General features: G+C 63.9%; 27 protein-coding genes and 1 tRNA gene. 15 read left to right on the forward strand and 13 right to left on the reverse strand.

From position 1 onward, the window contains the following. Positions 1–99: 99 nt before the first annotated feature. The 3 genes from ACSQ76_RS20500 to ACSQ76_RS20510 form a co-directional block, all read right to left on the reverse strand. Positions 100–477 (reverse strand): DUF4112 domain-containing protein, encoded by a 378-nt coding sequence (locus tag ACSQ76_RS20500; protein ID WP_437158008.1) that lies wholly within the window; start codon positions 475–477, stop codon positions 100–102. Positions 478–772: 295 nt separating this feature from the next. Next, a tRNA-Ala gene (locus ACSQ76_RS20505) sits at positions 773–848 on the reverse strand. 96 nt (positions 849–944) lie between these two features. Then, positions 945–1,268, reverse strand: a complete 324-nt coding sequence (locus ACSQ76_RS20510) for a TIGR02300 family protein (protein WP_306127462.1) — start codon at positions 1,266–1,268, stop codon at positions 945–947. A gap of 197 nt (positions 1,269–1,465) precedes the next feature. Here ACSQ76_RS20510 and ACSQ76_RS20515 point away from each other — a divergent pair, with 197 nt between their 5' ends. The 4 genes from ACSQ76_RS20515 to ACSQ76_RS20530 are packed head-to-tail and all read left to right on the forward strand — an operon-like array spanning position 1,466 to position 3,952. Beyond that, complete coding sequence (locus ACSQ76_RS20515) at positions 1,466–2,071, forward strand: M48 family metallopeptidase (RefSeq protein ID WP_437158009.1); 606 nt, start codon at positions 1,466–1,468, stop codon at positions 2,069–2,071. 45 nt (positions 2,072–2,116) lie between these two features. Further along, entirely contained in the window at positions 2,117–2,794 is a 678-nt protein-coding gene (locus ACSQ76_RS20520) for a GntR family transcriptional regulator (RefSeq protein ID WP_306127460.1), read from the forward strand. Positions 2,795–2,837: 43 nt separating this feature from the next. Further along, on the forward strand, positions 2,838–3,557 hold the full coding sequence (gene ubiG / locus ACSQ76_RS20525) for a bifunctional 2-polyprenyl-6-hydroxyphenol methylase/3-demethylubiquinol 3-O-methyltransferase UbiG (RefSeq protein WP_437158010.1): 720 nt from the start codon (positions 2,838–2,840) through the stop codon (positions 3,555–3,557). Continuing rightward, complete coding sequence (locus ACSQ76_RS20530) at positions 3,554–3,952, forward strand: DUF4149 domain-containing protein (protein WP_437158011.1); 399 nt, start codon at positions 3,554–3,556, stop codon at positions 3,950–3,952. Before ubiG ends, ACSQ76_RS20530 begins: the two co-directional genes overlap by 4 nt. Here ACSQ76_RS20530 and ACSQ76_RS20535 read toward each other — a convergent pair. Further along, on the reverse strand, positions 3,949–4,911 hold the full coding sequence (locus tag ACSQ76_RS20535; protein WP_437158012.1) for an acetyl-CoA carboxylase carboxyltransferase subunit alpha: 963 nt from the start codon (positions 4,909–4,911) through the stop codon (positions 3,949–3,951). The two genes, ACSQ76_RS20530 and ACSQ76_RS20535, sit on opposite strands and share 4 nt — an antisense overlap. Positions 4,912–5,020: 109 nt before the next feature. Between ACSQ76_RS20535 and ACSQ76_RS20540 the strand changes: the two genes are divergently transcribed. Together ACSQ76_RS20540 and ACSQ76_RS20545 are read left to right on the forward strand one after the other, a co-directional pair. After that, positions 5,021–5,578 carry a helix-turn-helix domain-containing protein gene (locus ACSQ76_RS20540; RefSeq protein WP_437158013.1) on the forward strand — a complete coding sequence of 186 codons (558 nt, stop codon included), beginning with the start codon at positions 5,021–5,023 and terminating at the stop codon, positions 5,576–5,578. After that, complete coding sequence (locus ACSQ76_RS20545; RefSeq protein WP_437158014.1) at positions 5,575–6,102, forward strand: GNAT family N-acetyltransferase; 528 nt, start codon at positions 5,575–5,577, stop codon at positions 6,100–6,102. Before ACSQ76_RS20540 ends, ACSQ76_RS20545 begins: the two co-directional genes overlap by 4 nt. Here the strand turns inward: ACSQ76_RS20545 and ACSQ76_RS20550 are convergent. Then, complete coding sequence (locus ACSQ76_RS20550; RefSeq protein WP_437158015.1) at positions 6,099–6,722, reverse strand: hypothetical protein; 624 nt, start codon at positions 6,720–6,722, stop codon at positions 6,099–6,101. The genes ACSQ76_RS20545 and ACSQ76_RS20550 overlap by 4 nt on opposite strands. Positions 6,723–6,766: 44 nt before the next feature. After that, positions 6,767–7,372 carry a LysE family translocator gene (locus ACSQ76_RS20555; protein WP_437158016.1) on the reverse strand — a complete coding sequence of 202 codons (606 nt, stop codon included), beginning with the start codon at positions 7,370–7,372 and terminating at the stop codon, positions 6,767–6,769. A 73-nt stretch (positions 7,373–7,445) separates the two neighbouring features. On the opposite strand from ACSQ76_RS20555, the gene ACSQ76_RS20560 reads away from it, so the two are divergent. Continuing rightward, complete coding sequence (locus ACSQ76_RS20560) at positions 7,446–7,898, forward strand: Lrp/AsnC family transcriptional regulator (protein WP_437158017.1); 453 nt, start codon at positions 7,446–7,448, stop codon at positions 7,896–7,898. Positions 7,899–7,949: 51 nt separating this feature from the next. Here ACSQ76_RS20560 and ACSQ76_RS20565 read toward each other — a convergent pair whose 3' ends face one another. The 3 genes from ACSQ76_RS20565 to ACSQ76_RS20575 all read right to left on the reverse strand — a co-directional run bounded on the left by ACSQ76_RS20565 (position 7,950) and on the right by ACSQ76_RS20575 (position 11,140). Then, the gene (locus ACSQ76_RS20565; protein ID WP_437158018.1) at positions 7,950–9,260 is read right to left on the reverse strand and encodes an ABC transporter permease; all 1,311 of its coding nucleotides are present in this window, start codon (positions 9,258–9,260) and stop codon (positions 7,950–7,952) included. Further along, positions 9,257–10,063 carry a taurine ABC transporter ATP-binding protein gene (locus ACSQ76_RS20570; protein WP_306127450.1) on the reverse strand — a complete coding sequence of 269 codons (807 nt, stop codon included), beginning with the start codon at positions 10,061–10,063 and terminating at the stop codon, positions 9,257–9,259. Before ACSQ76_RS20570 ends, ACSQ76_RS20565 begins: the two co-directional genes overlap by 4 nt. 84 nt (positions 10,064–10,147) lie before the next feature. After that, a complete protein-coding gene (locus tag ACSQ76_RS20575; protein WP_437158019.1) occupies positions 10,148–11,140 on the reverse strand; it encodes a taurine ABC transporter substrate-binding protein in 993 nt (330 codons plus the stop codon). A 382-nt stretch (positions 11,141–11,522) separates the two neighbouring features. Between ACSQ76_RS20575 and ACSQ76_RS20580 the strand changes: the two genes are divergently transcribed. After that, positions 11,523–12,908: an aminotransferase family protein gene (locus ACSQ76_RS20580; protein ID WP_437158020.1), complete on the forward strand. Its 1,386-nt coding sequence runs from the start codon at positions 11,523–11,525 to the stop codon at positions 12,906–12,908. A gap of 93 nt (positions 12,909–13,001) precedes the next feature. On the opposite strand, the gene ACSQ76_RS20585 is transcribed toward ACSQ76_RS20580, so the two are convergent. Together ACSQ76_RS20585 and ACSQ76_RS20590 are read right to left on the reverse strand one after the other, a co-directional pair. Further along, positions 13,002–13,673: an OmpA family protein gene (locus tag ACSQ76_RS20585; protein ID WP_437158021.1), complete on the reverse strand. Its 672-nt coding sequence runs from the start codon at positions 13,671–13,673 to the stop codon at positions 13,002–13,004. A gap of 185 nt (positions 13,674–13,858) precedes the next feature. Next, positions 13,859–14,722, reverse strand: a complete 864-nt coding sequence (locus ACSQ76_RS20590) for a methylated-DNA--[protein]-cysteine S-methyltransferase (protein ID WP_437158022.1) — start codon at positions 14,720–14,722, stop codon at positions 13,859–13,861. A 97-nt stretch (positions 14,723–14,819) separates the two neighbouring features. Here ACSQ76_RS20590 and nth point away from each other — a divergent pair, with 97 nt between their 5' ends. Further along, positions 14,820–15,464, forward strand: a complete 645-nt coding sequence (gene nth, locus ACSQ76_RS20595) for an endonuclease III (protein WP_306127445.1) — start codon at positions 14,820–14,822, stop codon at positions 15,462–15,464. Continuing rightward, on the forward strand, positions 15,461–16,447 hold the full coding sequence (locus ACSQ76_RS20600; protein WP_437158023.1) for an adenosine kinase: 987 nt from the start codon (positions 15,461–15,463) through the stop codon (positions 16,445–16,447). Before nth ends, ACSQ76_RS20600 begins: the two co-directional genes overlap by 4 nt. A 235-nt stretch (positions 16,448–16,682) precedes the next feature. On the opposite strand, the gene ACSQ76_RS20605 is transcribed toward ACSQ76_RS20600, so the two are convergent. Beyond that, entirely contained in the window at positions 16,683–17,501 is an 819-nt protein-coding gene (locus ACSQ76_RS20605) for a sulfotransferase family protein (protein WP_437158024.1), read from the reverse strand. Between the two features lie 150 nt (positions 17,502–17,651). Between ACSQ76_RS20605 and ACSQ76_RS20610 the strand changes: the two genes are divergently transcribed. From ACSQ76_RS20610 to ACSQ76_RS20620, 3 genes are read left to right on the forward strand one after another with little or no spacing between them, the layout of a single operon-like run. After that, positions 17,652–19,229, forward strand: coding sequence for a DUF5928 domain-containing protein (locus ACSQ76_RS20610; RefSeq protein WP_437158025.1), 1,578 nt, complete (start codon positions 17,652–17,654; stop codon positions 19,227–19,229). An 11-nt stretch (positions 19,230–19,240) separates the two neighbouring features. Then, positions 19,241–19,627 carry an HIT domain-containing protein gene (locus tag ACSQ76_RS20615; RefSeq protein ID WP_437158026.1) on the forward strand — a complete coding sequence of 129 codons (387 nt, stop codon included), beginning with the start codon at positions 19,241–19,243 and terminating at the stop codon, positions 19,625–19,627. Between the two features lie 49 nt (positions 19,628–19,676). Further along, positions 19,677–20,507: an ion transporter gene (locus tag ACSQ76_RS20620; RefSeq protein ID WP_437158027.1), complete on the forward strand. Its 831-nt coding sequence runs from the start codon at positions 19,677–19,679 to the stop codon at positions 20,505–20,507. Between the two features lie 4 nt (positions 20,508–20,511). Here the strand turns inward: ACSQ76_RS20620 and ACSQ76_RS20625 are convergent, their stop codons facing one another. Next, positions 20,512–21,441: an ABC transporter ATP-binding protein gene (locus ACSQ76_RS20625; RefSeq protein ID WP_437158028.1), complete on the reverse strand. Its 930-nt coding sequence runs from the start codon at positions 21,439–21,441 to the stop codon at positions 20,512–20,514. Between the two features lie 73 nt (positions 21,442–21,514). Here ACSQ76_RS20625 and ACSQ76_RS20630 point away from each other — a divergent pair, with 73 nt between their 5' ends. Next, on the forward strand, positions 21,515–21,694 hold the full coding sequence (locus ACSQ76_RS20630) for a zinc-finger domain-containing protein (RefSeq protein ID WP_437158029.1): 180 nt from the start codon (positions 21,515–21,517) through the stop codon (positions 21,692–21,694). Positions 21,695–21,792: 98 nt separating this feature from the next. Then, positions 21,793–22,395, forward strand: a complete 603-nt coding sequence (locus ACSQ76_RS20635) for a DUF2459 domain-containing protein (protein ID WP_437158030.1) — start codon at positions 21,793–21,795, stop codon at positions 22,393–22,395. Positions 22,396–22,431: the final 36 nt, after the last annotated feature.

A 22,431-nucleotide genomic window follows, 5' to 3' on the forward strand; every position in this document is an offset into this window, starting at 1 on the left:
CTGACGCGACAAGCCTAGCGGATAACGGGCGCGCCAACCATCGCGATTTTCTGCCAGAACGGCTCTGGCGCGGTGCGCCCGAGAGCCGGGTCGGATCCGTTACAAGGAGGCCGCGCGCTCATCCGTGGTGGGCAGGACGTCCAGTTCACGCCGCAGCAACGCAACGTTGCGACGGTGGGATTTGAAGAACAGGTCGAAGGCATCGCCCAGCAACGGAATGCCGCCCAGAACCGTGTCGATGCCGGTGTTCAGCGCCATTCGTCCCAGCACGCGTTTGCGCGCGCCCATCCGGTGCCCTTCGAGAATCATCCAGGCACCCGGTCCGACAGTGACCAGATCGCCAAGCCCCGGTATCAGCCCGAGGATCGAATCCCAACCCACTGGTACGCCCAGCACTGGAAGCCGGAACTTGGTGTCCAGGGTCCTAGCCATCCGGTCCAGTCGGTCCAGCCGAGCCGTCCGGTCGGCTGCAGTCACCGCGGCGCGTCGCGGCCTGCGCCGATACGCATCCGCGCGGGCAGGGCTTTCTGCGGTTGTAGGGGTGCGCCGAGGCGGGCCAGGGCCACCACGACCAAATGCAGCAGAAACATCGGAACGCTCCTTTCACGGGTTACGGCCTGCGATGCCCGCAAGCCTCTCCGGTCAACGTGCGCACTCGGTCAAGGTTCCGCCAAGTCCGGCCAGCAGGACAGTGCGTCCCCCGCCAGGGCGGCGCTTCTGCAACCCGTTCACGACAACTATCTGCGTAAATCGTATGTTCAAATCGAGGGGATGGTGGAGCCTAGGGGGATCGAACCCCTGACCTCTTGCATGCCATGCAAGCGCTCTCCCAGCTGAGCTAAGGCCCCGGACAGATGGCCCGTCGCCGGGCCCGTCATTCGCCGCCTTCTAGGTAAAGCGGCAGGCGGGATCAAGTGGAAAATCCCGCCCCGTCACAACTTGGTTCAGCTCTCGTCGTCCTCCGACGCGACGTCGGCGATATCGTCGAGCGAGACGTTGTCATCATCGTCATCGTCTTCCAGAACATCATCGCCCAGGTCGACATCGACGTCGTCATCATCGTCGAGGATTTCCTCGTCGACATCGTTACCCTTCATCTTCTTGGTCTCGGCATCTTCCGCGTCGGCGGTGATGGACCGGCTCTTGCCGGAGTGCATCTCGACCACCTCCCCGGTATAGGGGCTGACGATCGGGTCTTTGTTCAGGTCGTAAAACCGTTTGCCGGTCGTCGGGCAGACGCGCTTCACACCCCATTCTTCCTTGGGCATCCTTATCCCCTTCGGTGTCTGTGGACTTGCAGGCGTTCGACGTCCCCTGCCATAAGACGTATCAGGTGTCAAAGGCATAAAGCGCAACGCGGCGCTGCAAGAGGTGAGCGGCATATGGGGCAATATGTTCTGCCCGGCAACCCCCGGTCGAAGTGACCCTGCGCCGCTCGGCGCGGGCACGGCGGATTTCGCTTAGGGTGTCGGGCGTTGACGGGCGCGTGACGCTGACCATGCCCCCCGGCGTGGCCGAGCGCACGGCACTGAACTTCGCCAATGAAAAGGCCGCGTGGCTGCGCACGCAGCTGTCGCGCCAGCCCGACATGATGGAGGTGCGAATCGGATCGGACTTGCCCGTCGAGGGCCGCCTGCGCCATCTCGCGCCCGGCGCGGGCCGCCGCATTCAACTCACCGACGACACCCTCACCGTGCCCGGCCCGCCCGAGACCGCGCCGCGGCGCGTGCAGGCCTGGCTCAAGACCCGCGCCCGCGATCAGTTGGCCGCGGCGTCGGATCACCACGCGCAGGCGGTCGGCCGCGGATATGCCCGTCTGACCCTGCGCGACACGCGTTCGCGATGGGGGTCCTGCACCCACGATGCCGGGCTGATGTATTCCTGGCGGCTGATCCTCGCCCCGCGTGAGGTGCTCGATTATGTCGCCGCGCACGAGGTCGCGCATCTTGTCGAGATGAACCACTCCCGCGCCTTCTGGGATATCGTCGCACGGATCTGCCCCGGCTATGATGCGCCACGCCGCTGGCTACGGGAAAACGGCGCGGAACTGCACCGCTATCGCTTCGACTGACGCAACGGGATTGACCGTTCGGCAAACTGTGATCACAAATGTGCCATGAACTTTCCGCCGCGTTCCGAAGCCGGGATTGCCCCGGCCACCGGCGCCGCCCCCACCGGGTCGGCCCATGACCGCGTCTATCGGGGGTTGCGCAGCCGCATCATGCATGGCGAGCTGCGCCCCGGCCAGGCCCTGACCCTGCGCGGCGTCGGCGCGGAATACAACGTCTCCATGACCCCCGCCCGCGAGGCCGTACGCCGCCTCTCCGCCGAGGGCGCCCTGACGGTCAGCAGTTCCGGCCGCCTCGCCGCGCCCGAGCTTGGCAACGAACGGATAGAGGAACTGGCGGCCCTGCGCGCCCTGATCGAGGTCGAGCTGGCCAGCCGCGCCCTGCCCCGCGCCCACATGGCGCTGATCGACAGGCTGCAATCCATCAACGCCCGGATCACCGACCATATCGCCCATCAGGATGCGGTCGGCTACATCCGCTCGAACCTCGAGTTCCACCGCACGCTCTACCTGCGCGCCCAGGCGCCTGCGATGCTGGCGATGGCCGAGACCGTCTGGCTTCAACTCGGCCCCACGATGCGGGCGCTTTACGGCAAGCTTCAGCAGAAAGAGCCGCCGCGCTATCACCGCCTGATCATCTCGGCGCTCAAGGCCGGGGATGAACCGGGCCTGCGCCTCGCCGTGCGCTCTGACGTCACGCAAGGGCTGAAGATGCTGCTGGCCTGACGCCTCCTCTGGATGCACGCTCCAGCCGGCCTATCTCCGGCCAATGACTGCAAAAATCCGCAACACGCAAGAGATCTACGACGATGCCGCCGCCAAGTGGTGGTCGGACGAACTGCGCTGGGTCCGCACGCTGAAAAACCTTGTGCCAGCCCGTCTCAACTACTTCGACCGGCACATCGACTGGGCGGGAAAACACGTGCTCGACCTCGGCTGCGCAGGCGGCTTCATGGCCGAGGCCATGGCGCAGCGCGGCGCGCAGGTCACCGGCATCGACCCGGCGAAAGAGGCCATCGCCGTGGCTCGCAGCCATGCCGCGCAATCCGGCCTTGCCATCCGCTACGACACCGGCACCGGCGAGGCGCTTCCCTATGGCGAGGCGAGGTTCGATGCCGTGGTATGCGTCGACGTACTTGAGCATGTCTCAGACCTGCAACAGGTCCTGCATGAGGTCGCCCGCGTGCTGAAACCCGGCGGGCTGTTCCTTTACGACACGATCAACCGCAACTTCGTCTCGCGGCTGGCCACCATTACCCTGGCCGAGGACATACTAGGGCTGCTGCCCAGGGGCACTCACGATCCCGAAATGTTCATCAAGCCCAATGAATTGACGAACAGACTGCAAGGGGCCGGCCTCACTCCCGGCAGGATGACTGGCCTCGGCCCCACCGGCCTGAGCCGCCGCCTCGATTTCACGTTCGGCGTGCTGCCGCTCAAGCAGGTGATCTATATCGGCACCGCGCAGAAACCGAAGGCCATGACATGAATATACTCGCCCTGCTTCTCACCGCGCTTCTCTTCGGCGGCATGACGCTCTATTCCTTCGGCTTCGCCGCCTTCGTGCTGCGAGCCCTGCCCGAAGAGACGGCCCGCCCCCTGATCCGCCGCGCTTTTCCGCATTTCTACCTGTTCGTGCTGGGCACGGCGGCCCTCGCGGCGGTCTGCGCCGCCTTCACCGACCTGTTGTCCACGGTGATCCTCGTCGTGATCGCGCTTACCACGCTCTATGCGCGCCAGTCGCTCATGCCACGCATCAACGCAGCAACCGACGCCGGTCACTCCAAGCGCTTCAAGCTTCTTCACTTCTTCTCGGTACTGATCACGTTGGCCCACATCGCCGGCGCGGCGTGGGCCATCATACGCCTGGGCGTCGCGCTCTAGGCCGCCAGCCCGGTCGATCCCATCTTCAGGAACTTCTCGCGCCGGTCGCGCACCAGCTCCTCGCGCGACAGGTCCTTCAGACCGTCCAGCATTGCCCGGATCGCATCGCCCACCGACGCCATCGCGCCTGTCGGATCACGATGCGCGCCGCCCTTCGGCTCGTCGATCACCCGGTCGATCACGCCCAGCTTTATCAGGTCCTGCGCCGTCAGGCGTAGCGCCTCGGCGGCCTCGCGCATCTTCTCGGAATCCTTCCACAGGATGCTGGCACAGCCCTCGGGGCTGATGACCGAATAAACCGAATGCTCCAGCATCGCCACGCGGTTGGCCGAGGCGAACGCCACAGCACCCCCCGATCCGCCCTCGCCGATAATCACGCTCACCAGCGGCACACCGGCCTTCAGGCACATCTCGGTCGAGCGGGCAATCGCCTCGCTCTGGCCGCGCTCCTCGGCGCCCTTGCCGGGATATGCGCCGGGTGTGTCCACCAGCGTAATCACCGGCAGGTTGAACCGGTCGGCCATGTCCATCAGCCGGATCGCCTTGCGATACCCCTCTGGCCTCGCCATGCCGAAGTTCCGCTCGATCCGGGACTTGGTATCGTTGCCCTTCTCGTGGCCGATCACCACCACCGGCGTGTCGCCGAACCGCGCCAGCCCGCCCATCACCGCGTGGTCGTCTGCAAAGTTCCGGTCGCCCGCCAGCGGCGTGTATTCGGTAAACAGCGCCTCGATGTAATCCTTGCAATGGGGCCGGTTCGGGTGCCGCGCCACCTGGCATTTCCGCCACGGCGTCAGGTCCTTGTAAAGGTCGGTCAGCATCGCCGCCGCCTTGCGATCCAGCGCCCCGGCCTCTTCCTCGACATCCATGCCCTCGGTGGTGCGCGCCATCGCGCGCAGCTCTTCCGCCTTGCCTTCGATTTCCGCCAGGGACTTCTCAAAGTCGAGGTAGTTGGTCATGCCGATGCTCCTGTTTGGCGAACGGGATATATGGAAATGGCGGGGGGGTTCAACAGACTTCGCACGTGAGGGCTTGCTTGAATCCCAAATTTGGGATTAATTCTCAATTATGGAATCGACCCTCTCCCCCACGCCTCCACTGGCCCAGCATCTCCGCGACCTGCGCCAGTCGCGCAACCTCACGCTCGCGGACCTGGCCGAGGCCAGCACCGTCAGCCGCGCCAGCCTCTCGCGCATCGAAAATGGCGAGGTCAGCCCCACGGCCGACACGCTTGCCAAGCTCTCCACCGCCCTGCGCCTGCCGATCTCTCAGCTGATCTCGCCGCTGGAAAGCCGGTTCCAGGCCTTCGTGGCCCGCACCGCCCAGCCGGTTTATCACGACGCCAGCCATGGCTTTCGCCGCCGCAACGTCTCGCCCCCCAGCGCCGATCTGCAAATGGAGCTGGTCGAGGCCACCCTCGAACCGGACGCACATATCTCTTACGACCATCCCAGCGTTCCGGGTCACGAACATCACTTCGTGCTGCTGGAAGGTGCGTTGCAGATCACTGTCGACGGTCAGACCCACAGCCTGTCCCCAGGCGATTGCCTGCGCTACCGCCTGAACGGCGTGTCTGAGTTTCGCGCCGGGTCAGACGGCGCCCGCTACCTTCTGGCGCTCGCATGACCGCGCCCCGGATCGCCGCGCTGACCGGCCCCGCGTTGGACCGGAACCTCGACAACCTTGCCCGCCTGCTGATCGACACCGTGGCCGATGGCGCCGCCGTGGGCTTCCTGCATACGCTTGACCCCGAGACGGCCCGTGCCTTCTGGCAAACCGACGTCTTTCCCGAAGTGACCGCCAACCGGCGCAACCTGTTTACCGCCCACCTGGACAACACGCTTGCCGGCACCGTCCAGCTTGTCACCGCCATGCCCTCGAACCAGCCGCACCGGGCCGAGATCGCCAAGATGATGGTACATCCCACCGCCCGCCGCCGCGGCCTTGGTCGCATGGTGTTGCGCGCGGCGCTGAACCACGCCCGCAGCTTGGGAAAAACCAACGTCACGCTCGACACCCGCAGCGGCGACGCCTCGCAGTCGCTCTATGCCTCCGTGGGCTTCGAAGTGGGAGGCGTCATCCCTGATTTCGCCCTCGACCCGGACGGGCGCACCCTCCATTCCACGACCTACATGTACAAACGGCTTTAACCGCGCGTCACGTCCAGCACTGCCCTCAACGCAAGCTCCGGCGAATTCAATACCGGCACTACCAGGTCTTCCAGCCGCGCCGCCGCGCCCGCCATCGATGCCTGCGCCAGCACCACGGCCGCCACGTCGCCCTGCGCGTCCACGGCCTGACGCACCTCGCCGGCGATCACGGCATCAAAGGCCTCCGCCTGGCCCGCCTCGAACAGCGGCCAGTATTGCGGCAACGGCAGGGGGTACACTTTCTGCGGCGCGCCCTCTTCCGCCAGTGCCCGCTCCAGCAACGCAAGGCTGGGCGCAAAGGTGCTTTCAAGGCAAAACGCCATCACAACTGGCCCCTGCGCCTGCGCCGCCGCCCGCATCATCGGCCAGTCGACGCGCATCGCCCCCGCCTTTTCGGCCAGTGGCCCCAGCGTTGTGCACGTGCACAGCACCGGCCCGGCGGCCCGCGCCACCACACCAGCGATCTCGTCCTCTAGCGCCGCGCCGCGCCCCTCCTGCGCTCGCTTCAGCCATCGCGGCCGCACCACATGGTTCAGCGTCAGGTCCGGTGCAATCCGGTCGCGGATGCGGTCGAACCGCTCCCGGTGCGCCTCGGCGGTATGAAGTAAGGTGATCGTCATGGCCGCCGTCATCGCAGCAACGCCGCGATCACGCAAGTCCACGCCTATCCCGCGCCCTGCTGGCGCAGCACCAGGACCAGCGTCGCCACCAGCAATGCCGCCATCACCCGGTTGAATATCCGCAAACGCTTTGGGCTGGTCAGAAAGCGGCGCATCTGCTGACCCAGCACGGTCCAGCTTGTGGTGCTGACGACCGAGACCACCACGTAGACCCCGGCCACCCACAGGACAGCGCCAAGGTCCCGGCTGGTCGCGTAAAGCGTGATCGCCGAGAGCGCCATGCTCCACGCCTTGGGGTTCACCCACTGGAACGCCGCCGATTGCAGAAAGGTCAGCGGTTTGCCTTCGGCCTTCGCCTCCTTCGGCGGCGCGGCATTGGCGATCTTCCACGCCAGGTACAGCAGATACACGACGCTCAGCGCCATCAGGATCATGTAGGCCGGCGGCCAGAGGTCGAACACCTGCATCACCCCCAGCCCCACCAGAACGATCATGCAGGGAAATCCCAAGGTGATCCCCAGCATGTGCGGCACTGTCCGGCGAAACCCGAAATTGGCGCCCGAGGCCATCAGCATCAGATTGTTCGGCCCCGGCGTGATCACCGTGGCAAGGGCAAAGCCGGTGAGAAGGATAAGCAGTTCGAGTGTCATGGACGCAACCATATGGCGGAAGTCGCGCAGTGAAATTGCGTTTGTTTGCGTTCGAAGTGAAATTGTGCAATCCATGCGCGTCATGGACAAGATTAACGACAAGATATTGCAAGAACTTCAGCGCGACGGTCGCATCAGCAATCTCGACCTGGCAGAACGCGTCGGACTGTCGCCCTCGGCCTGTCTGCGCCGTGTGCAGGATCTTGAGCGCCGCGGCATCATCACCGGCTTTCGTGCCGTGCTCGACCGCTCCAAGCTGGGCGTCGGTTTCGTAGCCTACGCCACGGTTGGCCTCAACTCCCACACCAAGGACAGCGGGATCGCCTTCGAACGCGCCATGGCCGTCGCCCCCGAGGTGGTGGAATGCCACAACATCACCGGCTCGGTCGAATACCTGCTGCGGATCGAGGTGGCCGACCTGCCCGCCTACAAGTCCTTTCATACCGACGTCATCGGCACCCTGCCGCAGGTCAACGCCATCACCTCCTTCGTGGTGATGGGCTCGCCCAAGGACATGCGGGCGTGAAACGGAAAACGCCCGGCGCGTCGGCCGGGCGTCTCTGTCATGGCGCTGGCGTCAGACGCGCCCTTTCCAGGGCACCAGCCATTTTTCCAGCATCCGGATGCCCACGTCGATCAGGAACCCGATGATCCCGATCAGGATGATCCCGACGATGACGATATCCGTCAGCTGGAACTTCGACGCGACCATGATCATCATGCCAAGGCCCCGTTCGGCAGCCACCAGTTCGGCGGCCACGACCGTGCCCCAGCAGACCCCCATCGCGACACGCGCCCCGGTGAAGATCTCCGGCAGGCTGTTGGGAATGATCACCTTGGTCAGCACCTGCATCTTGCTGGCACCCAGCGAGTAGGCCGCGTGGACCTTGGAAATCGCCACGCCGGACACACCGGCCCGTGCCGCGATCGCCATGATCCAGAGCGCCGCCAGGAACAGCAGGATCACCTTGGACTGCTCTCCGATGCCGAACCAGATGATCATCAGCGGGATCAGCGCCAGCGGCGGCACCGGCCGCATGAATTCGACGATCGGGTCGAACCAGCCGCGCGCCCAGTTGGTCAGGCCCATGGCATAGCCCAGCGGAATCCCCACCAGCGCGCCGAAGAAGAAGCCCAGCAAGACCCGTTGCAGCGAAATCCACGTATGCTGCCAAAGGGTATAGTTGCGGTACCCTTCCTCGTTCAGCTCGAAGAATCGCTCCACCGTCACCTCGGGGGCGGGCAGGTACAACCGCTGCATCCGGTTGCCGGTCGAGGGCGAGAAGGTCGGCGTGCCCTTGTCGGTCAGCCCCACCGTGCCCTCTGGCAGCCGTATCATCTCACCGGCCTGCACCTCGGTCCCGTTGAGCGCGGTGATTACCGCATCCTCGGACCGGCCCAGCTCGTCATTGCCCAGAACGTTGATCACCTTGTAGCCGTAGCGCGGCACCACGACGCTGTCGTTCTTGGCAAACCCCTCGCCCGGCTCCACCTCGGGCGCCGCCGGGATACGCCCCGGGTTGCCCTCGGCGTCCATGGTCTGGCTGATATCCTCGCGGTAGACCAGCACGGTCACCTCGGCATCGTCCGCCCGCCCGTCCGGCAGGGTGGAGGTATAGGTGAACGTCACCTCCCCCAGATAGGGCGACGAGGCCTGCGGCAGCGGCAGGCTCGAGTTGGTAAAGGCCACCCACAGCAGAAAGATCGTGATCACCGACAGCACGCTGGCCGCCCGGTTCGGGCGCACGGCGCTTTCGTCACCGAAGGTCACGGTTTTCAGCGCGGTATAGTCGATCCGTGCAAAGAACGCCCGGTACAGCGCCGAGACCGCGAGATAGGCAATGAAAAACGCGCCCACATAGAGCGCGAGAACGATGAACCCGGTCATGCGCTTTCCTCCACCCGGCCCATGATCTCTTCTTCCATGTTCCAGATCATCTCGAGGATTTCCTCACGCCGCTCACTGAACTCGGGATGTTTCTTTACCTCGCGCAGGTCCTTGCCCACACCGAGGTCGGCGAAAGGCAGGCGATATTCCTTGTGGATGCGCCCCGGCCGCGGCGCCATCACCAACAGACGTTCACCCAAAAGCAGCGCCTCTTCGACCGAGTGGGTGATCAGGATGATCGTCTTGCCCGTCTCCTTCCAGAGCTTCAGCACCAGCCCCTGCATCTTTTCGCGGGTCAGCGCGTCGAGCGCCCCCAAGGGTTCGTCCATCAGGATCACGTCGGGATCGTTGGCCAGGCAGCGGGCAAGCGCCACGCGCTGCTGCATCCCGCCGGACAATTCGTAAATCGCCTTTTCCTTGAAGTCCTTCAGGCCCACTACATCCAACAGGTGATTGACGGTCGGCGTGTAGGTTTTCTTGCTTTCGCCCTTCATCCGGGGGCCGAAACTGACGTTGTCGCGCACGCTCATCCATTCGAACAGCGCGCCTTGCTGGAAAACCATGCCGCGTTCGGCGTTCGGTCCCGTGACCTTGTGGTCGTTCAGCGTGATCTTGCCCTCGGTCGGCGCAAGAAATCCCGCGACGATATTCAAAAGCGTGGTTTTGCCACAGCCGGACGGCCCCAGCACGCTCAACAATTCGCCGCTCTGCAACTCCAGCGAGACGTCCTTGAGCGCCTGCACATGACCACCATTCGGCAAATCGAAGCGCATGGAAATATTGTCGATCTTCAATGTCGACATGCCTGCCCCCTTCCGTTTTCGGATTTTTGGTGTGGTGCGGTCCCGCGGACCGGCGTGCGGCCCGCGGGTGTCTTGTGCAAAGCGTTATTGCGCGGCCGCTTCCAGCGGGCCGGTGTTCACGTTCGTCTCGTAAGAGGCTTTCGCCGCGTCGATCGAGCCGGACTCCACGAAAACGTCCGCGACGCCCTTCATGAACTCCTGCGCGCCGCCGCCCAGCCATTTCTCTGTCAGTTGCTCGTCCACCGGCGGAAAGACGAAGGTCTCGATGGTGGCCATCGTGTCTTCCTCCGACATGCCCGCGTCCTCGGCGATCACCGGCAGCATCTTCTCGTGGTTGGCCTCGTCCGCCCACATGGCGTTGGCCTCCGCCGTCACCTTGAGGAAGTTCGACACCACGTCCGGGTTTTCGGCGATGAACGACGCCGGGCCGGACGTCACGTCGAACACCAGGATGCCCAGTTCCTCCTTCTCGGCGCCGGTCAACAGCACGTTGCCGCTTTCCTTCATGCGGCGCAGCGCGCCGCCCCAGCCGCAGGCCATGTCCACGGCGCCTTGCGCCAGTGCGGCCTGCCCTTCGGCGGGGGCCATATCGACCACCGTCAGGCTGTCCAGCGACACGCCGAAATGGTCCATCTGCTTCAGGAACCCGTAATGCGCCGCGGTGCCCAGCGGCACGGCGACCTTCTTGCCGGCCAGTTCGTCCGCGCTGTCCTTGTCGATTTCAAGCGCCGCCGACACGACGCAGTTGTCGTTGTCCGAATAGGACACGGCCACGTCGACGATCTGCAGGTCCTGGCCCGCGCTGGTGGCCACCACGAAGGGCGGCACGCCCTGGCTCACCACCAGCTGCACATCACCCGACGCCATCGCGGCGCTCATCGCGGTGCCGGTGTCGAAGCTGACCCAGTTCACGGTCATGCCCATCGCTTCGTCATACATGCCTTCGGCCTTGGCATACTGGAACGGCATCGGCCATTCGAGGAAATAGCCGACCGTGATCTCCTGCGCCGAAGCCGAAGCGCCCGCCATAAGCGCCACGCCGGTGGTGGCCGCCATGAGTTTTGACTTGAGTGTCATTTTTCTTTGTCTCCCTGGAGTGTCATTTCTTATTTGCGCCATCTTTGCGGGGCGTGCAGCATGGTGCCGCAACGCTGCCCCCGATGGCAGATGCGGCCTCATCCGAGCCGAATTTACGATTCCGATCAATGATTTTGTCTGGCTGACAGGGCTTCTTCCACCTTTCTGAACCGAAGTTTCGGAAAAACCGTCTCAGAAATCAGCAGAATAGCCACAATTTAACCCTTCTGCTGGGCATCGGCGGCATTCCCTGGACTTAATTATTGAACCAGCCTGGCCCTATCGACAGACGCGGTTTCGAGGCTGATTATACGGCAATCGCACCGATGTGCACTCATCCGCCCCCGGCCACCGTGCCGGGCCTGACCCGATGGAGTTTCCGATGGATGGCAACCTGCTGAATGATATCGACAAAGTCGTGGACGCCGACCGCGCCCATGTCTGGCACCACCTGATTCAACATCAGCCGTTCCAGACCGGTGCCCCCAAGATCATCGTCGAGGGCAAGGGCATGCGCGTCTGGGACCAGCACGGCAAGGAACATATCGACGCCGTCTCCGGCGGGGTCTGGACCGTCAACGTGGGCTATGGCCGCGAGCGCATTGCCAACGCCATTCGCGACCAGCTGATCAAGCTGCCCTATTTCGCGGGCTCCGCGGGCTCGATCCCCGGCGCGATGTTTTCGGAAAAGCTGATTTCCAAGATGCCGGGCATGAGCCGGGTCTATTTCACCAATTCCGGCTCCGAAGCGAACGAGAAAGCCTTCAAGATGGTCCGCCAGATCGCGCACAAGCGCTATGGCGGCAAGAAATACAAGATCCTCTACCGCGAGCGCGACTATCACGGCTCGACCATCGGCACCATGTCGGCGGGCGGCCAGGACGAGCGCAACGCGCAATACGGCCCCTTCGCACCCGGTTTCGTGCGCGTGCCGCACTGCCTTGAATACCGCGCCCAATGGGACCTGACCGGCGAGGAGTACGGCATCGCCGCGGCCAACGCGATCGAGGAAGTCATCCTCGCCGAAGGGCCCGACACCGTCGGCGCGCTCTGCCTTGAGCCGGTCACTGCCGGCGGCGGCGTCATCACCCCGCCCGAGGGCTACTGGCCCCGCGTGCAGGAGATCTGCCGCAAGTACGACATCCTGCTGCATATCGACGAGGTCGTCTGCGGCGTGGGCCGCACCGGCACCCACTGGTTCGGCTACCAGCATTACGGGATCGAGCCCGATTTCGTGACCATGGCCAAGGGCGTCGCCTCCGGCTATGCCGCCATCGCCTGCTGCGTGACCAACGAAAAGGTCTTCGACATGTTCAAGGACGACGTCGAGGACCCCCTCAACTACTTCCGCGACATCTCGACCTTCGGCGGCTGCACCGCCGGCCCCGCCGCGGCGCTGGAAAACGTCGCCATCATCGAGGAAGAAGGCCTGCTCGAGAACACCACGAAGATGGGCGACTACATGACGGACCAGCTGAACGCGCTGGCCGACAGGCACGCCGTCATCGGTCAGGTCCGCGGCAAGGGTCTCTTCCTCGGGGCCGAGCTAGTCTCGGACCGCACCAGCAAGGAGCCTGTGCCCGAGAAACAGGCGCAGGCCGTCGTCGCCGACTGCATGGCACAAGGCACGATCATCGGCGTGACCAACCGCTCGATCCCGGGCTTCAACAACACGCTGTGCTTCTCCCCCGCGCTCATTTCGACCAAGGACGACATCGACCAGATCGTCGCCTCGGTGGACGAGGCCCTGGGCCGCGTCTTCGGCTGAAGCCACCGCCCGAAACGCAAGTGCCCCGCCGGTCCATCCGGCGGGGCCACTCAATTCAACGCCGGATTATTCGACGAATAATCTTTGCCGGCGTCAGACCGCGTTGGGCAGGATCACAATCTCCACCCGGCGGTTCTGCGCCTTGCCGTCCTCGGTCAGGTTCGACGCCACCGGCACGTCCTCGCCCCGGCCGAACGCATCGATCCGGCTGAACGCCACGCCGCCGTTCATCAGCACGTCCGCCACGGCATTGGCCCGCCGCTCGGACAGGGCCTGGTTATGCTCGGCCCCGCCGGAATTGTCCGTATGGCCCACGATCTGCACGCGGCTGTCGGGGTAATTCTGCAGGTTCTGTGCCACCGCAGCCAGATCGCTGCGCAGCCCCGGCCGCACCGTCGCGCTGTCCACGTCGAACAGGATGTCCTGCGGCAACGTCACGATCAGACGGTCGCCGGTGTTCTGGATATCGACGTTGTTATTGCCGAGGTTGCTGCGCAGCTCGGCCTCCTGCTTGTCCAGCATGTTGCCCGCGACAGCGCCGCCCGCCGCGCCGACCGCACCGCCGATCAGCGCGCCCTTGACCTTCTTGTCGGCCACCAGCGCTCCCGCGCCGGCTCCGATCAGCCCGCCCAGCAACGCGCCCTGCTTGGCCTTCTGGTTCCGGTCGACGGCAGTGTCGTCCAGGTAAGACGGGCTGGTGCAGGCGGTGACGCCCATCAGCGAAAGGCCCGCAACAAGAGTGACGGTTTTGTGTGAAATGCTCATCCTGATGCCTCATGTTTCAAATGCCCGTTTGCCGGGTCTGACGATGATTCTAAGCAATTTGTGTCCAAGGCCCAAGCGATTTCTGCGGGGAAACCGGCGATGATCCGCGCAAAACCGTCAGGCCGACCGCCATGGGGCCGGCAGGAAATGCACATCCTGGCCCATTCTCTGCGCCAAAAAGGGGCTCACCCCGCCTCGGCCCGCGCACTTTCCCACGCCAGGATCGCCCGTTTCACCGGCAGGCCCCAGTGATACCCGCCAAGTCCGCCCGATTTGCGCAGCGCCCTGTGGCACGGGATCAGGAAACTGACCGGGTTGCGCCCCACCGCCGTGCCAACGGCGCGTACGGCCCGCGGATTGCCGATGGACTGCGCGATTTCCGAATAGGTCGTCACATGGCCCGAGGGGATCTGCATCAGCGCCTCCCACACCTTGATCTGAAAGGGCGCACCGATCATGTAAAGCGGCACTTTCTCGCCCTGTTGATCGCCCGCGCCGAAGGCTTGCAACACCCAAGGGCGCAACATCATCGGGTCCTCGACGAAGTCGGCGTTGGGCCAACGAGAGATCAAGTCCTCCATCGCCGCCTCTTCGCCGGTCTCGCTGGCGAACCCGATCCCGCAGATGCCTTTTTCTGTGCCCATCACCAGTGCCAGGCCGAACGGGCTGTCGAACCACCCCCAGAAGATCTTCATCCCCGCACCCCGCCGCGCGAACTCGCCGGGGCTCATCGCTTCCCACCGCAGGAAAAGGTCGTGCAGCCGCCCCGTCCCCGACAGACCCAGCTCATTCGCGGTATCCAGCGTGGTGAACCGCTCGGCCAGCAGGTCCTTGGCCTGGCCCAGCGCCAGGTATTGCTGATACCGCTTCGGGCTGACGCCCACCCATTGCGTAAAGAGGCGCTGGAAATGCGCCGGGCTCATGTTCATGTCGCCGGCCAGATCCGACAGGCGCACACCGGGCCCGCCCGCGTCGATCAGGTCGATCGCCCGGCGCATGACGTTGAAATGATACCCGTCGCGGATTTCGGTGTTGATCCCGGCAGTCATGTGACGTCTCCATTCGATGCAGGGAATGTACGCGCACGCCCCGATCACCGCGACCCGAATGTTGCGCATCCGCACCAAAGCGGGCACAAGGACTGTCATGGCCAAGCAACTCGACTACCAGACAATCCGCGAGATATTCACCCGGTTTCAGGCCGCCTCCGCCGAACCCAAGGGCGAACTCGACCACGTGAACGCCTATACGCTTCTGGTCGCCGTGGCCCTTTCGGCGCAGGCGACCGATGCCGGGGTAAACCGCGCCACGCGCGAGCTCTTCAAGATCGCCGACACCCCGGAAAAGATGCTTGATCTCGGCGAGGAAGAGCTGATCGAGCACATCAAGACGATCGGCCTTTACCGAAACAAGGCCAAGAACGTGATGAAACTGTCGCGCATGCTGATCGACAAGTTCGACGGCGAGGTGCCCAACTCGCGCGCCGCCCTCCAATCGCTGCCGGGCGTCGGACGCAAGACCGCCAACGTGGTGCTGAACATGTGGTGGAGCTATCCCGCGCAAGCGGTCGATACGCACATCTTCCGCGTCGGCAACCGCACGGGGATCGCCCCGGGCAAGGACGTGGACGCCGTCGAACGTGCCATCGAGGACAACGTGCCGGTGGATTTCCAGCAGCACGCCCACCACTGGCTCATCCTGCACGGCCGCTACCACTGCAAGGCCCGCGCCCCGATGTGCCAGACCTGTATCATCCGTGACCTGTGCCAATTCGAGGAAAAAAGACTTTGACCAAGTACCAGGCCGTCGGCATCGGCAACGCCGTCGTCGACGTGATCTCGCAAGCCGACGACGCCTTCCTGTCCCGCATGGGCATCGAGAAAGGCATCATGCAGCTGATCGAACAGGATCGGGCCGAACACCTTTACGAGAACATGCAGAACCGCACCCAGATGGCGGGCGGCTCGGTCGCCAACACCATCGCGGGGCTGGGGGCGCTGGGCCTCACGACTGCCTTCATCGGCCGGGTCTCGGACGATGCGCTGGGCCACGACTACGCCCGCGAAATGGCGGATTCCGGTGCCGATTTCGTCAACGCGCCCGCCAGCAACGGCGAACTGCCCACGTCACGCTCGATGATCTTCGTGTCGCCCGATGGCGAGCGGTCGATGAACACCTATCTCGGCATCTCGACCGAACTCGGCCCCGACGACGTGGACGATACGGTCGCCGGCGGCGCCGGCCTGCTTTTTCTCGAGGGCTATCTCTTCGACAAGGACAAGGGCAAGGCGGCCTTCCTCGCCGCCGCCCGCGCCTGCCGCGAGGCGGGCGGCATGGCCGGCATCACCCTGTCGGACCCGTTCTGCGTCGACCGGCACCGCGCCGATTTTCGCAGGCTGGTGACCGAACTCGACTATGTCATCGGCAATGAACATGAATGGTCCGCCCTGTACGAAACCGAAGATCTCGGTGCCGCGCTGGAACAGGCCGCCTCCGAAAGCGGGCTGATCGTCTGCACCCGCTCGGGCCATGATGTGGTGATCGTGAAAGGCGAAGAGAGCGTGACCGTCCCCGTCGATGAGGTCACACCCGTTGACACCACCGGCGCCGGCGACCAGTTCGCCGCCGGGTTCCTCTACGGGCTGGCCACCGGCGTCTCGCTGGACGTGGCGGGCCGCATGGGGTGCATCGCCGGGGCCGAAGTGATCAGTCATTATGGCGCGCGGCCCGACGCCGATGTAAAGGCGCTCTTCAAGGCAGAAGGGCTGATCTGACCGGGGCCATTTTCTTTCGAAGAAAATGGCTCGGAAAATGAGATTTTCCGCCGCGGTCCCGACGGACAGCGCAATCGTCACGCGGCCGTAGGAAAGGCCGGCGTCGGCCATCCGAGTATCTGAATCTTCGGGCTCGTCATCTCTTTGACGGTCGGAGGAAGCGTCACGCCGCCAAACGCCCGAGGAGGAGGCACGACGACGAGACAAGACAGCGTGCGCGGACCGCGCACTCCGCCTACTCGCCCAGCTTGGCGTGCACCTCGTCCAGGTCGATCTCACCGATGGGCATCTTGTTCGACGGGTCGTCGAAATCGTATTTGAACAGCTCGAAATCCCGGTGATAGATCTCTTTCACCAGGTGCATCGACAGGTCGTCGAAATAATCCTCGACCGGGTGCGCCCGTTTCGGCCCGTGCCCCTCGCTCTCGTTGAAACGCGGGATCTTTTTCAGGTCCACCTCTTTCGGCGTCTTGGTCGCCTTCAGAACATCCGCCATCCCGGCGTTGAACTCTTCCGTCCAGAAAATCTTGTCATAGCTGCCGCCGTTCACGATAAAGGTCGACACATGCCCCGACATCGACGACCAGTGGATGTCCGGCTCCATCGGCCGTTTCCAGCGGATGGTGTCGCGCGCGAACAGCAGGAACCGCCGGAAGCTCTTGATCTGGTCGAACTCCTGCTTTCCATCCTCGCCGCCCACCTCGATGCCGTATTTCTGGATCAACAGCGGCACCAGCTTGCCGCGATACCGTTTGCCGTTGCGCTGGATGCCGCAGATCTTGTCAAAGAACGACGACAGGATGCGGGTATAGGGGTTGCGCACGCAGGTAAACGCATAGGATGTGTGCGTCCGCACATTGGCCTTGATCAGCGGCTGGCTCTCGTCGCGGGCCCACTTGTGCAACCCGTCGGTCGCGTCGTGGATATCGCCATCGAAGAACTCCCCGTGGTCGGAAAAATACATGATCTGCCCGATGGTCGAGCAGGCGCATTTCGGCACCACGCGATAGACCATGCTCTCGCTTTCCGTCATCCATGTACCGGGAAAGCCCATTTACCTGCCTCCATGCCCGTCGCTTTGGTTTTTCTCGGGTCAATTCGTATTTAACCCGTTAAAAAAACCAAAGAAAGCCTGTTTATTCAACGGCTGTTCATCTCTATCACTATAAGCAATCGACGAAAGAGCAGGTCAATCGCTTCGCCCATGGCCAGGATCGCCTTCATTCTTCTGTGCCACAAGGACCCCGATGCGATCATCGGACAGGCCAACATGCTGACCGCCGCCGGCGATTACATGTCGATCCACTTCGACGCCCGCGCCAAGCCCGAGCATTACCGCAAGATCCGCGAGGCGCTGAAGGGTAATCCCAACGTCTCGTTCGCCCGCAAGCGGGTCAGGTGCGGCTGGGGCGAGTGGTCGCTTGTGCAGGCCACGCTCCACGCGATCGAGGCGGCGGTAGACGCGTTCCCCCGCGCCACGCATTTCTACATGCTGTCGGGCGACTGCGCCGCGATCAAGTCGGCCCGCTATGCCCACGATTTCCTCGACGCCCACGATGTCGATTACATCGAAAGCTTCGACTACTTCTCGTCAGACTGGATCAAGACCGGCATGAAGGAAGAGCGGCTGATCTACCGCCATTTCTTCAACGAACGGACCCACAAATGGCTGTTCTACACCTCCTTCAACCTCCAGAGAAAACTACGCCTCACGCGTGAGATCCCCGCCGACCTGCAGATCCAGATCGGCAGCCAGTGGTGGTGCCTGCGCCGCCGCACCATCGAGTGGATTCTCGATTTCACCCGCAAGCGCCGCGACGTGATGCGTTTTTTCCGCACCACCTGGATCCCCGACGAGACCTTCTTTCAGACCCTCGTGCGCCATCTCGTCCCGGAAAACGAGATCCGCACCCGCACGCTGACCTTCCTGATGTTCACCGATTACGGGATGCCGGTCACCTTCTACAACGATCATTACGACCTGCTGCTCAGCCAGGACGCCCTTTTCGCCCGCAAGATCAGTCCCGAAGCGATCGAGCTCAAGACCCGCCTCGGCGCGCTCTACGCCGACGAAAACGCCCGCTTCAACATCTCCGACGAGGGGCGCAGCCTGTTCAAGTTCCTCACCGGCCGGGGCCGCATCGGCCGCCGCTTCGCCCTGCGCTTCTGGGAAACAGAAAGCACCCTGGGCCGCGAACGCGAATTGATGATCATCATCTGCAAGAAATGGCACGTCGCCAAGCGCATGATCGACAAGATCCGCCAGGTCACCAACGTGCCGGCCATCGAGTACCTCTTCAACGAGGAAAACACCCACCTGCCCGATCTGGGCGGCATCCAGGCGACGCTGGGCAAACGCACCCGCCACCGCCGGGCGCTGATGCGGATGCTGTTCGATTACTTCGAGACCGACCGCCTGATCGTCTGCATGGACCCCGGCAATATCGACCTGCTCGAGGATTTCTGCAACGACCGCTCCACAACCAAGCTTCTGGAAATCCAGTGTGAATTTTCCGATGCCTACCTGGTGGGCCACGCTCGCCGCGTTGGGCTGGCCGGAACCCAGACCCCCAAGGAAACGCTGGAACGCCTGCTGCCCACGATCCGCGGCGACATCAATTTCGAGTCCGACCGCATCCGCGACGCGGAGTTCGAGAATCACCGCATCATGAAACAGTCCAGCGATCCCGAGGATAACGCCCACCTCATCGCGCGCTTCCTTGATATCGCGCCCGACAAGGCGCTAGAGATTGCCAGAACCGATCACCTTTATGCCGACTGAGGCCGCACATCATGTCCTTTGCCTATGACGACCAGAACATTTTCGCCAAGATCATCCGCGGCGAGATCTCCAACGACACCGTGCTGGAAACGGAGCACACGCTGGCCTTCAACGACATCCAGCCGCAGGCCCCGGTGCACGTGCTGGTGATCCCCAAGGGGCCATACGTCTGCCACGATCATTTCGCCGCCGAGGCGTCCGAGGCCGAACTGGTCGATTTCATGCGCGTCACCGCGCAGGTCTGCGCCATGACCGGCGTATCGCCAGGCGACGGCAAACCGGGCTACCGCACCATCTCCAACGCGGGCGAGGCCGGCGTGCAGGAAGTGCCGCATTACCACCTTCATATCCTGGGCGGTTGTGGTCTCGGGCGGATGCTGGCCAAGGCCGAAGACTGACCTCGGACGCATCTTGCGCCCGACTGCGCCCTGCTCCATATCCAGCGCCATGAGCCAGTCCACCCAGACCCAATCGCAATCCCTGCGCGCCCGAGTCGAAGCCCTCGTCAGCCGGAAGAGCTTCCAGAATTTCATCCTCGGGGTGATCCTCTTCAACGCCGCGGTTCTGGGTCTGGAAACGTCAGACCGGGCGATGCAGGCCGCCGGCCCGCTGATCGTCATGCTCGACAAGGTGTGCCTCGCGATCTTCGTGGTCGAAATTGGACTGAAGCTCTTTGCCCGCGGCGCCGCCTTCTTCCGCAACGGCTGGAGCGTCTTCGACTTCGTGATCGTTGGCATCTCGCTCATCCCAGCCGCGCAGGGGCTGTCGGTCCTGCGCGCCCTGCGTATCCTGCGGCTGCTGCGGATATTGTCGGTCACGCCGTCCCTGCGCCGCGTGGTCGAGGGGCTGATGAACGCCCTGCCCGGCATGGGGTCGGTCTTTCTGTTGATGGGCATCCTGTTCTACATCGGCTCGGTCATGGCGACCAAGCTGTTCGGAGGCGGCTGCCCGGCTTGCACGCCCGAAGAGGCCGCGCTCTTTGACCAGTGGTTCGGCACCATCGGCCGCTCGGGCTATTCCCTGTTTCAGATCATGACGCTGGAATCGTGGTCCATGGGCATCGTCCGCCCGGTGATGGAGGTCTATCCCTACGCGTGGATGTTCTTCGTGCCCTTCATCCTCGTCACGACATTCGCCGTGGTAAACCTCGTCGTCGGTCTCATCGTGAACTCGATGCAGGACGCCCACAACCTCGAGGCCAACGAGCGTACCGACGACTACCGCGAAGAGGTGCTGCAACGCTTGCGCGCCATCGAGAAACGGCTTTCGGACAAATAGGCGCCTAGCGCGATCGCGTGAGTTCCAAAAACACCTCTTCCAGGTCCGCCTGCTCGGTCCGCACGTCCCGGATGCGCATCCCCGAGGCCCGCACCGCCTCCAGCACCGCTTCGGCCGACATCTTGGTCGAGCGATAGCTGATCGCCACCTGCCCGCCGGGCCGCGTCTCCACCGTCAGCCCATCGCCCTCGGGCAGCGCCACCGGGTCGGCCTCGGGCTCGATCACCATGGTCCGGCGGTCCATCTGGCGCAGCAGATGCGCCGTGCTGTCCCGTGCCACGACCGCGCCTTCGTTGATGATGGCGATCTCGTCGCACATCTCCTCGGCTTCCTCCAGGTAATGCGTGGTCAGGATGATCGTCATCCCCTGTTCGTTCAGCTTGCGCACGTTCTGCCACAGCATCTGACGCAGCTCGATATCCACGCCAGCCGTCGGCTCGTCCAGCACCAGGATATGCGGGTGATGCACCAACGCCTTGGCCAACAGCAGCCGCCGCCGCATCCCCCCCGACAGCGTCCGCGCATAGGCCTCGGCCTTGTCGCTCAGCCCAACAAGTTCCAGTATCTCGTCGCTGCGCCGATCCTTCTTGGGTACGCCATACAAACCTGCCTGAACCTCCAGCGCCGCGCGCGGTGCAAAGAACGGGTCCAGGTTCAACTCCTGCGGCATCACGCCGATCGACGCCCGGCTCTGCCGCGGGTTCACGTCCTGGTCGAACCCCCAGATCTTCACCTGCCCCTTGGTCTTGGTCACCAGCCCGGCCAGGATGTTGATCAGCGTCGATTTGCCCGCACCATTGGGCCCCAGCAGGCCAAAGACCGACCCCTTGGGCACGTCAAGATCCACCCCCGTCAGCGCCGGTTTGGACATGCCGTGCTTGCCACCGCCATAGACCTTCTCCAGGCCTCTCACTTCGATTGCATTTGTCGGCATGGCGGCTCTTGTCCCCAGGATATCTCGGCTATAGTCTCCCCGGACCTACTTGCAGCCAAAAGGAACGCCGTCAATGGTGACCCAAGCCCCCGAAACCCGCATCGTCGACAGCTACCGCGTGGCCTGTGATGGCGGCGAAGGCGCACTGGGCCACCCGCGCGTATGGCTGACCATCCCGCGGGACATCGGTTTCGTCGAATGCCCCTATTGCGACGCCAAGCTGGTGCACCGCGATTTCGAGGGCAAGGTCTGAGCCACGCATTCCGGACCGCCGGCAAGGCCGTCGTCCGCGTCACGCTCGGGCTCGTCGCGCTGGTCTGCCTCTATTTCCTTGCCTCCGTTCCGGGTGCCTTGATCCCTGGCCCACTCTCGCCGGTACCGGCCGACGACGACCCCACGGTCGAGATACGTCTCGTGGCCAGCCCGATCCACTACGACCTTCTCCTGCCACTGACACCCCGCACGCGGTCCCGGTTCTTGCACCTCGAACAGGCTGGCCTGCCCCTCGGTGACCCTCGGGCCGAATGGCTGGCGATCGGCTGGGGCAGCCGCGCGTTCTACACACACGAAGGCCCCTATCGCGATGTCCCCGCCGCCACGCTCTGGCGCGCCGTCACCGGCGATGACGCGGTTCTGCGCGCCGACGTTATCGGGCCGCTGCCGGTTGAATTCGACAGCCCGGTCCTGACGATAACCCCGGCGCAGTATTCCGCGCTCCTGAACGCGATCCTGAAACAGCTGAAACTGAACGCGGACCACGACGCCCTCCCTCTCCCGGCCCCCGGCTTCACCGACTCCGACTTGTTCTTTGCAGCAAAAGGCCGATTCCACATCTTCCGCACCTGCAACACCTGGGTCTCCCGCACCCTGCGCCACGCCGGCATCCCCTTCGGCGCCTGGACCCCGACACCCTATGCCGTGACCCTCTCGCACCACTGGTTTCATCCCGGCTGACGCCCGGCAAAAAGTCAGGCTGGAACTGCCATGGCG

The sequence above is a fragment of the Roseovarius sp. B08 genome, from assembly GCF_051417955.1.
Lineage (GTDB): Bacteria > Pseudomonadota > Alphaproteobacteria > Rhodobacterales > Rhodobacteraceae > Roseovarius.